Source organism: Piscinibacter sp. (assembly GCF_050175855.1).
In the GTDB taxonomy this organism is placed as follows: Bacteria; Pseudomonadota; Gammaproteobacteria; order Burkholderiales; family Burkholderiaceae_C; genus Piscinibacter.
On the sequence record NZ_JBFXIO010000107.1, the window covers coordinates 1 to 12,505 of the forward strand.

The 12,505-nt window shown below is 71.6% G+C and carries 10 protein-coding genes; 4 read left to right on the forward strand and 6 right to left on the reverse strand.

The annotated features are described in order from the left end of the window. The 4 genes from AB7U92_RS10395 to AB7U92_RS10410 all read left to right on the forward strand — a co-directional run. Positions 1–753: methyl-accepting chemotaxis protein (locus AB7U92_RS10395; RefSeq protein ID WP_428576120.1), on the forward strand; the 753-nt coding region annotated here is incomplete at its 5' end. An 89-nt stretch (positions 754–842) separates the two neighbouring features. Then, positions 843–1,601: a trehalose-phosphatase gene (otsB, locus tag AB7U92_RS10400; protein ID WP_428576121.1), complete on the forward strand. Its 759-nt coding sequence runs from the start codon at positions 843–845 to the stop codon at positions 1,599–1,601. After that, entirely contained in the window at positions 1,598–2,974 is a 1,377-nt protein-coding gene (gene otsA / locus AB7U92_RS10405; RefSeq protein ID WP_428576122.1) for an alpha,alpha-trehalose-phosphate synthase (UDP-forming), read from the forward strand. The genes otsB and otsA overlap by 4 nt, the downstream gene beginning before the upstream one ends. Next, positions 2,971–3,888: a mechanosensitive ion channel family protein gene (locus AB7U92_RS10410; protein ID WP_428576123.1), complete on the forward strand. Its 918-nt coding sequence runs from the start codon at positions 2,971–2,973 to the stop codon at positions 3,886–3,888. The genes otsA and AB7U92_RS10410 overlap by 4 nt, the downstream gene beginning before the upstream one ends. Before the next feature lie 13 nt (positions 3,889–3,901). On the opposite strand, the gene AB7U92_RS10415 is transcribed toward AB7U92_RS10410, so the two are convergent. The 6 genes from AB7U92_RS10415 to AB7U92_RS10440 form a co-directional block, all read right to left on the reverse strand. After that, on the reverse strand, positions 3,902–4,585 hold the full coding sequence (locus tag AB7U92_RS10415; protein WP_428576124.1) for a mechanosensitive ion channel family protein: 684 nt from the start codon (positions 4,583–4,585) through the stop codon (positions 3,902–3,904). A gap of 20 nt (positions 4,586–4,605) precedes the next feature. Further along, complete coding sequence (treS, locus tag AB7U92_RS10420) at positions 4,606–7,860, reverse strand: maltose alpha-D-glucosyltransferase (protein WP_428576125.1); 3,255 nt, start codon at positions 7,858–7,860, stop codon at positions 4,606–4,608. Positions 7,861–7,961: 101 nt separating this feature from the next. Further along, positions 7,962–9,308, reverse strand: coding sequence for a DASS family sodium-coupled anion symporter (locus AB7U92_RS10425; RefSeq protein WP_428576126.1), 1,347 nt, complete (start codon positions 9,306–9,308; stop codon positions 7,962–7,964). 68 nt (positions 9,309–9,376) lie between these two features. Continuing rightward, positions 9,377–10,018: a CBS domain-containing protein gene (locus tag AB7U92_RS10430; protein ID WP_428576127.1), complete on the reverse strand. Its 642-nt coding sequence runs from the start codon at positions 10,016–10,018 to the stop codon at positions 9,377–9,379. 14 nt (positions 10,019–10,032) lie between these two features. Further along, on the reverse strand, positions 10,033–11,040 hold the full coding sequence (locus tag AB7U92_RS10435) for a sodium:calcium antiporter (RefSeq protein WP_428576128.1): 1,008 nt from the start codon (positions 11,038–11,040) through the stop codon (positions 10,033–10,035). Further along, positions 11,040–12,505, reverse strand: a 1,466-nt coding sequence (locus AB7U92_RS10440) for a cation-translocating P-type ATPase (RefSeq protein ID WP_428576129.1), incomplete at its 5' end; no start/stop codon positions are given. The genes AB7U92_RS10435 and AB7U92_RS10440, both read right to left, overlap by 1 nt.

Genomic DNA, 12,505 nt, shown 5'->3' on the forward strand with positions numbered 1-12,505 from the left:
GTCGAATCCAATTGGAATAGCTTCAAAATTCGGATTCAGGAGGGCTGGGCCGACCTGTCGACGCGCACCGAGCAGCAGGCCTCCAGCCTACAGCAGACGGCGGCCTCGATGGAGCAGATGAATGCCAGCGTGAAGAGCAACGCCGATGCCGCGCGCCAGGCCACGCAGCTGGCCGGATCGGCGAGCAGCGCCGCGGCCAAGGGCGGCGAGGTGGTCGGCGAGGTGGTCAGCACGATGGACGACATCACGCAGAGCTCGCGTCGCATCGCCGACATCATCACCGTGATCGACGGCATCGCCTTCCAGACCAACATCCTGGCGCTCAACGCCGCGGTGGAAGCGGCGCGTGCCGGCGAGCAGGGCCGCGGCTTCGCCGTGGTGGCCGGCGAGGTGCGCAACCTGGCGCAGCGCAGCGCCGAGGCGGCGCGCGAGATCAAGTCGCTGATCGGCTCCAGCGTGGAGAAGGTCGACGCCGGCTCCCGCCTGGTGCGCGAGGCCGGCGCGACGATGGAGGACATCGTCGCGCAGGTGCGCAGCGTCTCGACGCTGATCGCCGAGATCAGCTCGGCCACCTCGCAGCAGGCCAGCGGCATCGGCGAGGTCAGCTCGGCGGTGGCCGGCCTCGACCAGACCACGCAGCAGAACGCCTCGCTGGTGGAGCACAGTGCTTCCGCCGCCGCGACGCTGAAGGCGCAGGCCGAGCAGCTCGCCGGCGCGGTGCAGGTTTTCCGCCTGCGCGAGAGCATCGCCTGAGACACCCACAGCCGCGGATGCCGCACCTCACAGGTGCGGCTTTTCCCCATCGCGTGGATACATTTGTACCAATGCGATAAGGTCGCGGGATGCTGACTCCGGATCTGCCCGATCGCGCCAGCGCGCTCTTCTTCGATTTCGATGGCACGCTGGTCGACCTCGCTCCCCGCCCGGACGCCGTGCGCGTCGAGCCGCAGGTGCCCGAACTCCTGGCGCGCCTGGGTTCCCTCGTCGGCGGCGCTGTCGCCGTCGTCTCCGGCCGGCCGCTGGCCGAGATCGACCACCACCTGCCCCTGCCGCAGCGCCTGAGCGTGGCCGGCGTGCATGGCGCCGAACGGCGCGGTGCCGATGGCCTGGTGCGCCGCATCGCGGTGCCGCCGCTGGAGCCGGCCCTGGCAATGGTCGAAGAACTGGTGCGTGAGCACCCGGTGTTGCGCGTGGAGCGCAAGCCCTGCGCCGTGGCCCTGCACTATCGTCAGGCGCCCGAGCTGGAAGACGCCTGCGTGGCCGCGATGTCCGAGGCCATGCGCCGCTGTGAAGGCATGACGCTGATGCGCGGCAAGATGGTGGTGGAGCTCAAGCCGCGCCGCGCCAGCAAGGGCGCAGCGGTGCGCAGCTTCCTCGACGAGCGGCCGTTCCGCCACCGCCGGCCGTGGTTCTTCGGCGATGACGTCACCGACGAAGGTGCCTTCGAGCTGGTGCAGTCGCTCGGCGGCGTGGCGGTGAAGATCGGCGAGGGCGAGACGCTGGCCGCCCACCACCTGCCGGATCCGGCCGCAATGCGCGACTGGCTGGCCCGCGCGGCCGACCACCTCGCCGGCGTGCCCGTCGAGCGGGTGGCGCCGTGAGCCGGCTGGTCGTCGTCTCGAACCGCGTCGCCGATCCGCGCAAGACGGCTGCCGGCGGCCTGGCCGTGGCGCTCGGCGAGGCCCTGGCCGAGACCGGCGGGCTGTGGTTCGGCACCAGCGGCACGGTGGTCGACAGCGGCCACGGCGAAGGCAAGCTGCACACGCATCGAGCGGGCAACGTGACGCTGGCCACCGTCGATCTCACCCAGGAAGACCACGACAGCTACTACCGCGGCTATGCCAACGGCGTGCTGTGGCCGGTGTTCCACTACCGGCTCGACCTGGCCGACTTCGACGCCGGGCACATCGAGGGCTACCGGCGCGTGAACCGCATGTTCGCGCACCGCCTGCGGCCGCTGCTGCAGCCGGACGACGTGATCTGGGTGCACGACTACCACCTGATCCCGCTGGCGGCGGAACTGCGCGCCATGGGCTGCCAGCAGCGCATCGGCTTCTTCCTGCACATCCCGGTGCCGCCGCCGCTGATCCTCGCCGCCATCCCGGCGCACGACTGGCTGATGCGGGCGCTGTTCGCCTACGACCTGGTGGGTGTGCAGAGCCAGGCCGACCTCACGCACCTGTCGCGCTACCTGCTCAGCGAAGCGGGTGCCGAAGCGGTGGGCGAGAACACCTTCGGCGCCTTCAACCGGCAGCTGCGCACGGGCGCCTTTCCGATCGGCATCGACGTCGACGAATTCACTGCGCTGGCCGACGGCGAGGAGGCGCGCGCCATGATCGCCACGCTGCGCGAGCAGTACGCGAAGCGGCAGCTGCTCGCCGGCGTCGACCGGCTCGACTACTCGAAGGGCCTGCCGCAGCGCGTGCGCGCCTTCCGCACCCTGCTCGAGCGCTACCCGGAGAACCGCCACAGCGCCACGCTGATCCAGGTGGCCGCGCCCTCGCGCGAGGACGTGCACGCCTACGGCGACATCCGCCGCGAGCTCGAGGGCCTGTGCGGCGCAGTCAACGGCGACTTCGGCGACATCGACTGGATGCCGGTGCGCTACATCCACCGCACCGTCGCGCGCAAGCGCGTGCCCGGCCTCTACCGCTCCGCGCGCGTCGGCCTGGTGACGCCGCTGCGCGACGGCATGAACCTGGTGGCCAAGGAGTTCGTGGCGGTGCAGGATCCGGCCGACCCGGGCGTGCTGGTGTTGTCGCGCTTCGCCGGTGCGGCCGAGCAGCTGCGTGACGCGCTGCTCGTCAACCCATACGACACGCAGGCCACGGCCGACGCCATCCAGCGCGCGCTGCACATGCCGCTGCAGGAGCGGCAGATGCGCCATGCCCGGCTGCTGGAGGAGATCCGCAGGCACGACGTGCATTGGTGGCGACGCGGCTTCCTGGCTGCCTTGACGGAGACCAGCGCATGAGTTCGCTGAAAGACCTGCTGGCCGAGGGCCAGGCCCTGTGGAGCGGACTCGGCGGCGCGGCCACGACCGGCCTGCGCATCCTCGTCATCGTGATCGCGGCCTGGATCCTGATCGGCGTGCTGCAGCGCGCGATCCGCGCCTTCCGCATCCGCATCGCCAGCCGCTTCGACGACCGCGAGGCCGTCAAGCGCGCCGAGACGCTGGGCCGCGTGTTCCGCTACATCGTGGCGGTGGTGGTCTCGCTGATCGCCGGCATGCTGGTGCTCGGCGAGCTGGGCATCTCGGTGGCGCCCATCCTCGGCGCGGCCGGCGTGGTCGGCCTGGCGGTCGGCTTCGGCGCGCAGAGCCTGGTGAAGGACTACTTCACCGGCTTCTTCATCCTGCTGGAGAACCAGATCCGCGAAGGTGACGTCGTCAAGCTCGGCGACCACGCCGGCCTGGTCGAGGTGGTCACGCTGCGCTACGTGCAGCTGCGCGACTACGACGGCCACGTGCACTTCGTGCCCAACGGCCAGATCACCACCGTGGTCAACCTCAGCCGCGGCTTCGCGCAGGCGGTGATGGACATCGGCGTGGCCTACCGCGAGAACACCGATGCGGTGATGGAGGTGATGCGGGAGACGGGCCGCGCGCTGCGCGAGGACCCGGCCTTCACGCCGCGCATCCTCGACGATCTGGAGATCGCCGGCGTGGAACGCTGGGACGACTCGGCCGTGGTGATCCGCTGCCGCTTCAAGTGCGTGGCGCTGGAGCAGTGGACGGTGCGCCGCGAGTACCTGCGGCGCCTCAAGCACGCCTTCGACGCGGCGGGCATCGAGATCCCCTTCCCGCACCTGACGGTCTATGCCGGCCAGGACCGCGAGGGCCGGGCGCCGGCGCTGCCGCTGCGGATGACGAACGCTGCGGCGTCCTGAGCCGCGGCGCGCCTCAGCGCCGCTCGGGCGGCTGGGCGCGCGGGAACCAGCGCTCCAGCATCGCGGCGGCGCGGTCCTTGCCGCCGATGCCGAAAGCCAGTGCCAGCCCCAGCACGACGCCGCCGAGCAGGATCAGGAAGGTCTGCTGCACCAGGCCGCTGCCGATGTCGATGTGGTCGATCGCGATCAGCACCACGAAGGTGACGATCGCATAGCGCACCACGCGGCCGATCAGCTCGGCGTCGCCGATCTCCGCCCCCTGGCACCAGGCCTGCACCGACTGGCCGACGAAGCGGGCGAAGTACAGCCCGAACACCACCACCAGCAGGCCGACCAGCAGCTTGGGCAGGAACAGGAGCACGCGCGTGAGCACGTCGGTGACCTGCGACAGGCCGAGCCCGTTGAAGGCCACGATGAGCGCGCCCAGCAGCACCAGCCAGAAGACGATCAGGCCGAACACGTCGGCGGTATCGCGCCGGCTGCCGCCTTGCTGCAGGAACTCGTCCATGCCGGCGCGCTCGCTGAGCACGTGGAAGTTCAGCGCGCGCAGCGCCTTCACGGTGGCGAAGCGCAGCGCCTTGGCCAGCAGCCAGCCGGCCACGGCGATGGCCAGCGCCACGCCCAGCCGCGGCAGGTAGGCGCCGATCTGCACGAGAAAGGCGCGCAGCGGCTCGACGGCGACGTTGAAGCTGTCCATGGCAATCTCTCCTCGACGGTTCAGGGGCCGAGCCGCGCGAGCAGTCCGGCCGGAAGGCTGGCGGCCGCGCCCGGTCGGGCGGCCAGGTCCTCGCGCAGCAGCTGCAGCGCGCGGTCGATCTCGAACAGTGTGAGCAGCGGCGCAGCCGCCGCCACCTCGGCCACGTCGGCGAATACGCCGGCGGCCACCGCTTCCTGCGCATAGGCATCCAGCATGGCCTCGCGTACCTGCGCCACCCAGCCCAGGGCCAGCGCCTGCAGCAGCGGCGGCGCACCCAGCGGCAGCGCGGCCTCGACCGCCTGGTCGATCGACACCAGCAGCCCGGCGAGGTCGCGCAGCGGCGATTGCAGGGCGCGGCGCACCTCGACGGGTGTGCCCGGATCGCCTTCGAAGTCGACGAAGACGAAGTCGTGGTGCACGAGCAGCACCTCCTGCAGCCGGAAGGCGCCGTGCACGCGGCTGGCGCGACCGGCGGGCGCCCAGCGGGCGGCGTGCTCGAAGGCCGCCTCGATCGCATCGATGCGCGCGGGCAGCACCGCCGTGCGATCGCGAGCCTGGGTGACCCAGCGAGCGAGGTCGTCGGCCCCGATCGGGCGAGAGTCGAAGGCGGGGTCGCCGCTGTGGCGGTCGAATGCCCCATGCAGTTGTGCGAGGCGGCGCGCCAGCGTGCGCATGCGCTGCAGGAAGCCTTCGTCGACCGGTTCGGCGCCGCCGTCCGGCGCGCCGGCCGGATGGCGGGCCAGCGCCATCTGCAGCTGGTCGACGACCAGCGTCCAGGCATCACCCTGGTTGTGCACGTAGCCCTGCAGCAGCACCAGCGTGCTGGGCGCACCGTCGCCGGCGAGGTACTCGACCGTGCCGGCCACCGGCGCGCAGTGCTCGAAGTGCGCCACATCGGTGAGGAAGCGGCCGACCTCGGCCTCCACGCTGATCCCCGGGCGCACCTGGCGCAAGACCTTCATGAACAGGCCGTCGCCGATCACCACAACCGAGCTGCGCGCCTGCGGCAGCGGGCGCGGGGGTGCCGTCGAGCCGGCGCAGCGGCCGGCCAGCTCGGAAAAGGCGGCGCCGGGCAAGAAACGCAGCGTGCCGTGCGCCGCCGGCATCACGCGCGCGGCGCCTAACGCCTCCAGCAGCGCGGCGCAGAAGGCCGGGTCGGCCTGCGCATCGGCCATCACGCCCACGCGCGGGCCGACGCGGACCTTGGCCACGGCGGCCGGCTGCAGCAGGCGCAGCCGCTCATCCTCGCCATCCTCCCAGGCCAGCGCGAGCGGCAGGAACCAGCGCGCGGCGTCGCCGGCTCGCGAGTCGAACAGGCCGAGCAGCCACTCGCGCCCTTCGTGCTCCAGCCGCGCATGCTCGGCCAGCCGCACCTGCGCCAGTGTCGCATCGTGACCGGCAAACCAGCGCTGCCGCGCGATGAAGGGCGGCAGCACGCGCTCCTCCAGCTGCGCCAGCGTCTTGATCGCCATCGCGATGCGCCAGGGCACGACGCGGTCGCGGAACAGGCTGTTCCAGCCGTCGAACAGCACCACCACGGCGAGGTCCTCGACCGGACGGCGGTCGACGTACCAGTCGGGCGGCGAGACGTCGGCGGCGAGGCGGAACCAGAAGAAGCCGTGCGCCGGCAGCGTCAGCAGGTAGCCGGGTTCGCCGATCGGCGGGAAGGCGATGCCACCGCTCATCTCCACCGGCACGCGGCCCTTGAAGCGCGCCAGGTCGATCTCCACCGGCTGCGCGGTGCGGCCGAGGTTGGCCACGCACAGTACCGCCTCCTCGCCGAGCTCGCGCAGGTAGGCCAGCACCTTGCGGTTGCCCGGGTGCAGCATGGTCAGGCTGCCGCGGCCGAACACCTGCGTCGAGCTGCGCACGGCGAGCATGCGGCGCGTCCAGTTCAACAGCGACGAGGGCTCGCGCGACTGCGCCTCCACGTTCACCGACTCGTAGCCGTACACCGGGTCCTGGATCGGCGGCAGGTACAGGCGCTGCGGGTCGGCGCGGCTGAAGCCGCCGTTGCGATCGCTGGTCCACTGCATCGGCGTGCGCACGCCGTCGCGGTCGCCGAGGAAGATGTTGTCGCCCATGCCGATCTCGTCGCCGTAGTACAGCACTGGCGAACCGGGCATCGACAGCAGCAGGCTCTTCATCAGCTTGATGCGGTCGAGGTCGTTGTCGAGCAGCGGCGCCAGGCGGCGGCGGATGCCGAGGTTGATGCGCGCGCGCGGGTCGGCGGCATACATGCTGTACATGTAGTCGCGCTCGCGGCTGGTCACCATCTCCAGCGTCAGCTCGTCGTGGTTGCGCAGGAAGATGGCCCACTGGCAGGCTGGCGAGATGTCGGGTGTCTGCGCCAGGATCTCCACCACCGGGTGACGGTCTTCCTGCGCGATGGCCATGTACATGCGCGGCATCAGCGGGAAGTGGTAGGCCATGTGGCACTCGTCGTCCTCGCCGAAGTACTCGCGCACGTCTTCCGGCCACATGTTGGCCTCGGCCAGCAGCAGCCGGTTCGGGTACTTCGCGTCGAGCCGGCGTCGCAGCTCCTTGATGACCTCGTGCGTCTCGCGCAGGTTCTCGTTGGAGGTGCCCTCGCGCTCGATCAGGTAGGGGATCGCGTCGAGACGGAAGCCGTCGACGCCGCGCTCGAGCCAGAACTCCATCACGCCGAACACCGCCTCGCGCACCGCCGGGTTGTCGAAGTTCAGGTCGGGCTGGTGGCTGAAGAAGCGGTGCCAGTAGTACTGCTGCGCCACCTCGTCCCAGCTCCAGTTGGACTTCTCGGTGTCGGTGAAGATGATGCGCGTGCCGGCGTATTTCTTCGGGTCGTCGCTCCAGACGTAGAAGTCGCGCTCGGGCGAGCCCTTGGGCGCGCGGCGTGCGGCCTGGAACCAGGGGTGCTGGTCGGAGGTGTGGTTGACCACCAGTTCGGTGATCACGCGCAGGCCGCGGCGATGCGCCTCCTCCACCAGCCGCTCGACGTCGGCCACCGTGCCGTAGGCCGGGTTGACGCCCATGAAGTCGGCCACGTCGTAGCCGTCGTCGCGCAGCGGCGAGGGATAGAAGGGCAGCAGCCAGAGGGTGTTGACGCCGAGGTCGCGGACGTGGTCGAGCTTCTCGATCAGCCCGGCGAAGTCACCGAGGCCATCGCCGTTCGAATCACGGAACGCCTTGATGTGCAGCTCATAGATGACCGCATCCTTGTACCAATGCGGGTCGTCGACGAGCGCCGACGATGGCGCGCCAGCGGCGATCACCTGTGCGAGGTCACTCTTCATTCAGGGCATTCGTTCGGTCCGGCCGCACACGCCCGGCGCGCTGCGTGCGGACGATCCTACACAGTGATGGCGTCGACCTGAAATGCGCGGGCATTCCGGCCTCAGCGAGCGAGCAGGAGCAGTGCGAGAGCGGCGATCACCACGATGCACACAAGATTGAGCACGGCGCCGCAGCGCATCATGGTGGACTGCGGCACGAGCTCGGTGGCGAACACGATCGCATTGGGCGGCGTGGCCACCGGCAGCATGAACGCACACGACGCCGAGACGGCGATCGCGGCCGCCAGCGTCACCGGCGGCAGCCCGAACGCGGAGGCCACGCCCATGAAGACGGGCACCAGGAGCGCGGCGCTGGCGGTGTTGCTCACCAGCTCGGTGAGGAAGACCACGAAGGCCACCACGGCGACGATCAGCAGCCAGGCAGGCACGCCCTGCAGTTGCGCGACGAAGGCATCGGCGAGGAAGCGGCTCGCGCCGCTGGTGGACATCACCTCGCTCAGCGCCAGGCCGCCGCCGAACAGCAGCAGCACGCTCCAGTGCACGCGCCGCTCCAGCTCCGGCCAGCCGATCGCGCCGCCGGCCACCAGCGCGACGACGGCGACGAGCGCGACCAGGCTGTCGATGTCCGCCGTGATACCCAGGGCGCGCGCCAGCGGCGCGCCGGCCACCCAGCCGGCAGCGGTACACCCGAAGACGGCGAGCGTCCAGCGCCGCGGCATGGTCCACTCGAGCGGCGCGTCGGCAGTCAGGGTGATGCGGCCGGCCAGCCGCGGCCGCAGCAGCGCATACAGCACCGCGGCCATCAGCGGCAGCAGCACGAGCACCAGCGGCAGCCCGAAAGCGAGCCACTGCGCAAAGCCGATGCCGGCCTGCGCCGCGGCGATGGCGTTGGGCGGGCTGCCCACCAGCGTGCCGATGCCGCCGATGCTGGCGCTGTAGGCCACGCCGAGCAGCACGAAGGCCTGCTCGCGGGCGCCCGGAGGCTGCTTGGCGTCGCCCGCGGCGAGCAGCGCAAGCGCCAGCGGCAGCATCATCGCCACCGTCGCGGTGTTGCTGATCCACATCGACAACGCCGCCGTCAGGACGAAGAGCATGGCCACGGCTCGCGGGCGCCGTCCACCCGCCGCGCGCAGCATCGCCGCAGCCAGGGCGCGGTCCAGCGCCTGCTGCTGCAGCGCTGCGGCGAGCGCGAAGCTGCCGAGGAAGAGGAAGATCACCGGGTGCGCGAACGAGGCGAGCGCCATGCGCAGGTCCATGAGGCCACTCAGACCCGCCAGCAGCGGCACCAGCAGTGCAGTGACGGTCAGGTGCAGCGCCTGCGTCATCCACAGCCCGCCGATGAGCACGAACAGCGCCAGCCCCGTGCGCAGCGCATCCGGCGGCGGCGCGACGATGTGCACGGCCGCTGCCGCAGCGATGCAGCCGAACAAGCGCAGCGGCGCGCTCACGCTCGACTCACCACGGCCGCTGCCGCGCAGAGGCGCGGGTCGTCATGCCTGACGAGACACGGCATCGCTCAGCCCCACAGGTCCAGCGGCGGATCGGCCGCGATCGCGCGCAGCAGGTCGGAGCGCGACACGAATCCTTCCACCCGCCCATCGGCCGACACCACCGGCACGCCGGGCAGGCCGGTGGCCAGCATCAACTCGGCGACGCGGCGCAGTTCGGTGTCGGGCGCGACGGCCGGCACCGGTGTCCACATCACGGCGGAGACCGGCTGCTCGAGCAGCGCGTCCCACGCGGCAGCATCGGCCAGCGCGGCATCGAGCAGTGCCGGCGGCAGCAACTCGGCGCGGCCAGCCAGGCCGGCCAGCGTGCCGTCGCCAGCGACCACCGGTGCCTGGCCGATGCCGCGCGCCACCAGCGTGCGCCAGGCGCTGCGCACGCTGGCCGTGGCGAGGAGGGTGTGCGCCGGGCGGCTCATCACCTCGGCCGCCGTGCGCAAGGGCGCGCGTTCGTGCGCGGCACCGGCGCCGGCGTAGGCGGCCAGCGCGTCGCGCGCGCGGCCTTCGCCTGCCGGCGCCGCCGGCGATGCCTCGGGCTCACCCACCGGCGCCACGCGCCGCGCCCGCGCGACCGCGCTGACCGGCGCCGCCTGGCGCAGTTGTTCGATGCTGCCGGTGGCCATGCGCCCGCTCACGCCGTAGAGATGGAACATGGTCGTCGCTCCCTTCAGGCCCCTGCCAGGTAGATCAGCGCAGCGTTGATGCCGTAGGCCGCCACGAGGCCCACGCTGACCCAGCTCGCCACGCGCAGCACGCGCCCCTGCGGCCGCATCACCAGGCCGACGATGACCAGACCGGTCATCACCAGCGCGGTGGCGGCCGTGCCGGCGTGCGCCGGTGCCGCATCCGCGAGCAGCGGGCCGCGCGTGTAGGCGACATCATCGACCGCCAGGATCAGCACGTTGAACAGGTTGCTGCCCAGCAGGTTGCCGAGCGCCATGTCGAGCGCCCCGAGGCGCAGCGCCGAGACCGTGACCGCCATCTCGGGCAACGTCGTGACCAGCGCCATAAACACGGTGCCGACGAAGCTGCGCGACAGGCCCATCGTTTGCGACAGCCCGTCGGCCACTTCGGGCAGCCAGCTGCCGGCCGCCAGCACCACCAGCGCGGCCGTGCCGAAGCGCTGCCACTCGCGCCGCACCGCCGCGGCGGGCGCCCGCTCGAGCGCCGGAGCCTGCTCGCCCTGGCGACTCGACTGCTCATGTGCGAACACGCTGCGCAGCGCCAGCAGGTACAGCCCGAGCAGGATCGGGCTGTACAGGCCGACGCCGAGAAACTGTGGCGCGGCGCGGCCGGTGACCAGACTCATCGCCACGAATCCCAGCATCACCACGCCGAAGCCCGCCGACAGCAGGTGCGTGGCGCTGGCGCGGCCGTACATCGGCTGCTGGCGCTGCAGAAGATCGACCACCACCAGGAACGCCAGGTTGACGACGCACGCGCCCAGCGCATTGCCCACCGCCAGGTTGGGCGCGCCGACCAGCGCCACCGCGCTGACCCCCGAGGCCAGCTCGGGCAGCGAGGTCACGGTGGCCAGCATCGCCAGGCCAACCCAGCCACGCCCCCAGCCGTAAGCGTCGGCCAGCGCATCGGCACTGCGGCTGAGCACGTAGCCCGCGCCCGCGATCAGCGCCGCGCACAGCAGGAACTGCAGCACCAGCCAGGCCATCCCCATCACGTCGCCTCGCGGCGCGAGCGGCGCACGATCAGCTTGCGCAGCTCCTCGGCCCACAGCACCAGGCTGGCCAGCGCCAGCAGCGGCAGCAGCGAGGCCGGCGGCAGCGGCACGGTGTGGAACAGCATGTTCATGGCCGGAACGTACAGCACCGCGGCCTGCAGCGCCACGCTGAGCGCGAGGCCTCCGGCCAGCCAGTGGTTGCGCAGCAGCCGCGGGCCCAGCGCCGAGGCGGTGGCCGACTGGCAGTTCATCACGTTGAACCACTGGCACATCGCCAGCACGGTGAAGGTCTCGGTGCGCACCACCGCCTCGGGCACGCCCTGCGACAGCCGCCAGGCGAACCAGCCGAAGGTCACGCCGGCGATCACCGGCGTCATCAGCGCCACGCGCTGCAGCAGATGCTTGCCGAGCAGACGGTCGTGGCGCGGCACGGGGCGGCGGCGCATCTCGTCGCCGTCGGGCGGGTCCATCACCAGGTTCACCGTCACCGTGCCTTCGGTGACGATGTTGATCCACAGGATCTGCACCGCCGCCAGCGGCAGCGGGAAGCCGCCGAGCAGCGCCAGCAGCAGCACCAGCACCTCGGCCATCGAGGTGGCGAACAGGTAGAGGATGACCTTCTTCAGGTTGGCGTAGACCACCCGGCCCTGCTGCACCGCGCCGACGATGGTGGCGAAGTTGTCGTCGGTGACGACGATCTTGGCCGCGCTCTTGGCCACCTCGGTGCCAGTGATGCCCATCGCCACGCCGACGTCGGCACGGGCCAGCGCCGGCGCATCGTTGACGCCGTCGCCGGTCATCGCCACCACCTCGCCGCGCGACTGCAGCGCCTCGACGATGCGCAGCTTCTGCGCCGGCTGCACGCGGGCGAACACGGCGATGCCGGGCAATTCGTCGCGCAGTTCGCCCTCACCCATGCGTTCTAGCTCGGGGCCATCCACCGCCCGATCACCTTCACGCGCGATGCCCAGCTCGCGCGCGATGGCCAGGCCGGTGAGCTTGTGGTCGCCGGTGACCATCACCGGCCGGATGCCGGCACGGCGGCATTCGGCCACCGCGAGCTTCACCTCTTCGCGCGGCGGGTCGATCTGGCCGATCAGGCCTAGCAGGCGCACGCGGCCGGCCAGCGCCTCGAAACCGTCGGCCGGATCGAGCGCATCGTCGTCGACCACGCCGAAGGCGAGCACGCGCAGCGCGCGCGTGGCCATGGCCTCGGCCTGGCCGCGCGCGGCGTTCAGCGTCGGGTCGTGCAGGCCTTCCCGCCCACCGTCGGCCAGCCGCAGCACCGCCTCGGGCGCGCCCTTGACGAACACGCGGCGCGGCGCCCCGGCCAGGCGGTGGCGCGTGGCCATCAGCTTGGTGTCGGAGTCGAAGGGCAGCTCGGCCTCGCGCGGCGCGTCGCGGCGCAGCGCCGCGAGCTCGATGGCGGCCTTGCCGGCCAGCACCAGCAGCGCGCCTTCGG

Excerpts from the sequence above, each read along its gene's own strand:
- otsB (WP_428576121.1), top strand. The coding sequence starts at position 843 with ATGCTGACTCCGGATCTGCCCGATCGCGCCAGCGCGCTCTTCTTCGAT.
- AB7U92_RS10410 (WP_428576123.1), top strand. The coding sequence starts at position 2,971 with ATGAGTTCGCTGAAAGACCTGCTGGCCGAGGGCCAGGCCCTGTGGAGC.
- AB7U92_RS10415 (WP_428576124.1), bottom strand. The coding sequence starts at position 4,585 with ATGGACAGCTTCAACGTCGCCGTCGAGCCGCTGCGCGCCTTTCTCGTG.
- treS (WP_428576125.1), bottom strand. The coding sequence starts at position 7,860 with ATGAAGAGTGACCTCGCACAGGTGATCGCCGCTGGCGCGCCATCGTCG.
- AB7U92_RS10430 (WP_428576127.1), bottom strand. The coding sequence starts at position 10,018 with ATGTTCCATCTCTACGGCGTGAGCGGGCGCATGGCCACCGGCAGCATC.
- AB7U92_RS10435 (WP_428576128.1), bottom strand. The coding sequence starts at position 11,040 with ATGGGGATGGCCTGGCTGGTGCTGCAGTTCCTGCTGTGCGCGGCGCTG.